Origin of the sequence: Mycobacterium sp., assembly GCF_032161845.1 — a bacterium.
GTDB lineage: Bacteria > Actinomycetota > Actinomycetes > Mycobacteriales > Mycobacteriaceae > Mycobacterium.
The window spans coordinates 1-4542 of sequence record NZ_JAVRQA010000154.1; the positions used below are offsets into that span (position 1 = coordinate 1).

The 4542-nt window shown below is 69.1% G+C and carries 1 protein-coding gene and 1 pseudogene; both read right to left on the bottom strand.

Annotation, left to right across the window (positions count from 1 at the left end):
- The coding region (locus QOD90_RS09125) for a UvrD-helicase domain-containing protein (RefSeq protein WP_526348832.1) at positions 1-3131 on the bottom strand (3131 nt) is incomplete at its 3' end.
- Positions 3131-4542: pseudogene (locus QOD90_RS09130) on the bottom strand (exodeoxyribonuclease V subunit gamma); the annotation flags it as partial. The pseudogene QOD90_RS09130 and the gene QOD90_RS09125, both read right to left, overlap by 1 nt.

Consider the following 4542-nt stretch of genomic DNA (forward strand, 5'->3'; position numbering starts at 1 on the left):
GAGTACCCCGCCTGACGCCAGCGCAGAAAGCGGTGCAGGACAACGCTGTACAGCAGCGCCTGCAGCGGATAGTCGGAGTGCAGCATCGCCTCGGCGAGTCGGGTGCGCTCGTAGTCCGCCGACGTCAGCGCGCCGTCCCCGTCGCCGAGCCAGTTCGACTTGTAGTCCACCACTACGTAGCGAGGGCCGCCCGGGCCGGGGATTCGCAGCACCGCGTCGATGGACCCGTTCAGATACCCGCGCAGCGGCTGGCTTCCCAACCCCGCGCTCGTCAGCCGCTCGGCGTAGGAGGCCAACGGGTCGTCGGCAGGCAGGTGCTCCGCCACCAACAGCCCGACGTCGCGCAGATGAATCTCCGGGGCGGTGGCTCCCAAATCGCCGCCTGCCAAGGGGAATTCGAAGTCCAACTCCCGCAGCCGGTCTGGCAGACCGATCTGGCGCAGGGTCAGGTCCGCAGCCAGCGGACCGAGTGGGGTGTCGTGCATCGGTACCAGCGCGGCCGCCAGGTCGGGCGTGGGGACGTCGACCGGCCACCAGACCGAGTGCTCGCGGATCTGCGTCTCCAACTCGGCGACCAGATTCGTCGCGGACGGATCGGCGGTCTCCAGCACCGCGTGCACCAGGGTGCCGAACTTGGCGCCCTTCGGAAGGTCGGCCATCGGTGACGGCACGTGCGGCCCCGTCGACGGCTGTAGCAGCGGGAGGTCGCCGACCTCGTCGTCCAGCGCGACCACCTCGGGTTCGCTGCTCACCCCTGGCGTCTCCGTCACGCGGATCAGCCCCGAGTACGACGTGCGCCGCCAGGTGGTGTCGATCGAGCGGTGGAAGTGCCTGGCGTCGAGGTTCTTTGGCGCCGGCTCGACGGGGGGACGCGGTGCGGGCGTCAGCACCGACTGCTCGAGGACGGGACCGCCGGCGGCCTCCCATTCCCGCAGCCGGGCGAGCGCGTCGTCGTCGTTGATCTTGCTGGGCAGGCACTTGTTCGGCACGACGGACTCGCCAGGACGGCGCCCGCGCAACAGCCGGGACAGCCCGCCGTTTGGCTCGTCGCGGGCGGGTGACCACCAGGCGACCACCTGGGCCTGCGCCCGAGTCAGGGCCACGTAGGTCAGTCTGCTGTCGTCACCGGCGGACTCCTCGCGGCCGAGCCTCTCCACCTCGCGGTAGTCGGGGCTCTCCTTGCCGCCGATGTGCAGGCAGCGGGTCGGGCCGTCGTGGAACAGGATCAGATCGGGTTCCGGCACCCAGCGGTTGAACGCGAAGGGCAGGTAGACGATCGGGTACTGCAGCCCCTTGCTCACCCACACCGTCATGATCTGCACGGCCGCGGCGTCGCTGTCCAGTCTGCGGTTTCGCTCGGCGCTTCCCCCGCGGTCGTCACGCTCGGCGCGTAGCCAGTCGCGCAGCGCGGGCAGCGTGTAGTGCTCGCGATGCGCCACGTCCTGAAGCAGCTGCGTCATGTGGGCCAGGTCGGTCATGTGCCGCTCGCCATCGCGCCACGACAGCACGCGGTCGCCCATGCCGCGAAGCTGAGCGGCCTCGAAGATCGCTGCGACACCACGTTCGCGGGCGTGACTTGCCCACTCCCGCAACGTCTCCGCGATCTCGTCGGTCAGCGAGTCACCGTCCTGCACCAGCTCTAGGGCGGACTTGCCGAAGAACATCGTCGCCGCGGCTGCCCGCACCACCCCGGCGCGGTGAGGTTGGTCGAACGCCTCGAGCAGCGTCAGCCAGTCGTCGGCCGCCTCTGAGGCGAAGATGTCGGAGTCGCCGGTGTAGACCGACGCGATGCCTGCGCGATCCAGTGCGAGCTGGCAGACCCGCGCGTCGCGGTGCGTCTCGACGATCACCGCGACGTCGCCGGCCCGCACCGGTTTGCCGTCGAAGGTCGCACCGCTGGCGAGCAGAGCGCCAATGTCGTTGGCGAGATCCTTGCCGACGTGTTCTCGGATGTCGCCGATCGGGATGTTCTGAATTCCTCGGAGCCCGAACGTCCCTCGCTGCACCACCCGCAGCCGGAACGGTTCGTCGTGCGGTGCGCCGACCAGTCGGCTGCCCTGATTCGCCGCCTCGATGTCGTGGACGACGATGGCGGGATCCCCGAGTTCTGCGCCGCGGAGCACCGCCTGCAGCGAGTCGACGAGAACGCTGTCACTGCGCCAGTTGGTGCCGAGGGTCTTCTTGGCGCCCGCGGTCTCGGCGGCGCTCAGATAGGTCACGATGTCACCGCCGCGGAACGCGTAGATGGCCTGTTTCGGGTCACCGATCAGGATGACCGTCGAGCGGCCGCTGAAGGCCCGGTCGATCACCTGCCATTGCACGGGGTCGGTGTCCTGAAACTCGTCGACCATCACGATGGGCCAGCGCCGGTGCATCCGAAGCCTGGCGGGGGAGTCCTCGGCGTCGAGGGCTTCTGCCAGCCGCGTCAGGAGGTCGTCGTAACCCAGGATTCCCAGTCGGCGTTTGCGCCGTTCCAGTTCGGCGAGAACGTGATTGGCGAAGCTCACGCACACCGCGGCTCGCGAGTCGGGCGGCGGGTCGAGCGGGCGCAGCTCGGTCGCGGGGTTGCCGACGACCTCGCGCGCCAACTTGAGTGCATCGGGATACGTCAGTTCCGGGTCGTCGCGCTGCTGACCGAAGTGGGCGAGGTAGAGGTCGTCGACGACCTCGGTGACCAGGTCCACCAGACTCTCCACCAGGGTGACGCGGGAGTCGGAGTCACCTGCTACGCCCAGTGACTTCAACACCAGTTGGCAGAACTGGTGGGTGGTGGCGATCGTCGCGGAGTCGAACCCGGCCAGCGCGTCGCGCAACCGCTGCTTCCTGGCGGCCCGTTCCTCATCGGTGCCCTCCACCAGATGGGCAACCACCTGATTGTCGCCGACGAGTGACGGATCATCGAAAGCAGCTGCCGCGTGGGTGATCTGGCGACGCACCCGATCGCGCAGCTCTTGGCTGGCGGCGCGGCCGAACGTGATGAGCAGCATCTGGTCGAGGGTCGCCGCGCCCTCGGCCACGTAGCGCGTCACCAACCCGGCCAGGGCGAACGTCTTGCCGGTGCCCGCGCTGGCCTCCAGAACCAGGGTGGACGCGGCGTCGGGCAGTGGCCCCCGAAGGTCGAAACGTTCCATTAGACAGCCACTTCCGCCCGCAGCATCGGCAGCCAGAGCCGGGAGGAGTACGCGCCGAGTCGATGAGTCTCGCCGTCGACCTCCTCGCCGGGCCGAAGCGGCTGCATCAGTGCCCTCAGCCAGGCGTTCGCTCCCCAGGTGCGGACCTGAGCAGGGTCCTTGTCCTCGCCGGGATAGTTGCCGGACTTCCACCGGAAGGTGGCTTCCCGCTCGGGGTCGCCGCCTTCGTGGCGGGCGCATGCCCAGGCGTACGACGTCTTGACGGGCAGGGGGAGTGGCTCGCGACGGCCGGCGTCGTAGATCGCCACCAGGTCGCGCAAGACGTCGACTGCCGGGTCCTGCGGTGAGCCAAGCGCCCGCTCGCTTGGGGTGGCGGCCCGACGCGCCCGCCCGATGCAGATGGCCGACCACTCCCGTTCGGGATGGTGGGCGAACAACGCCAACAACGGAATCCAGGAGGCGAGTAGATGCTTGCCGTCGAGCTTGGAGTAGGTGACCGACACCAGGTGCTCGCCGAACACCGGTGACACCGTGCCCGTCAGGCGGCGGCCGGCGCCCAGGTCGATGTCGACGTCGTATGCGTCGGCGTCACCCTTCCGGTACCCAAGGGCGGTCGCAGCGAGGAGGGTGGCCTGCTCGCGCAGTTCGCCTGCCTTGCGCCAGCCAAGCTGACCGGGCGGCAGCGTGCCGCGTCGCCATTCGGCCTGCCTGGCGTCGTCGGGGGACATGCCGCGCAGCATGTCGTTGAGCATCCGGTCGCCGACGGCCCACTGCTCCAAGGCGTCGATGTCGACCGAGATCTCGTCGGCGACACCGTCGACCTCCCACGGCAGCGTGTACTCGAGGGCCCGGAAGAAGCCCTTGACCGGATCCTTGAAGAACCCGATCAGGTCGGCGAGCGCGACGTCCTCGTGCGGCTGAGCAGGCAGGGGACCGGAGATGAACTTCGGCTGCTCGGACCGCTCGCGGGTACTGGCCCGCGCCGCCTTGAGGACCGTGGTGTCGAACGTGAAGGGCACGTCGGGCACCAGTTCACCTGGGATGACGTTGCGAATGTCGAAGGGCTGCAACGGATGATGCACGACGATCCGATCCCTGACACCGTCTGGCGTCGTGGTGTCCAAGGCGTCGAGCAACTCGGCCAGCGGCACCGCGGGCGGACGCGGCTGGCCGGAATGGGCGTTGGCGCCGGTGTAGGTGATCACCAGTTTCTCGGTGGCCGCCCCGACCGCATCGAGCAGCAGTTGCCGGTCCTCGGAGCGGCTGTCGCGTTCCCCGGTGACGGGCTTGCGGGCCAGCACGTCGTCGCCGTCGGTGACCCCCTGACGCGGGAAGACGCCGTCGTCGAGACCGACCAGGCACACCACGCGATGCGGCACCGACCGCATCGGCACCATCGTGCACACCGTCA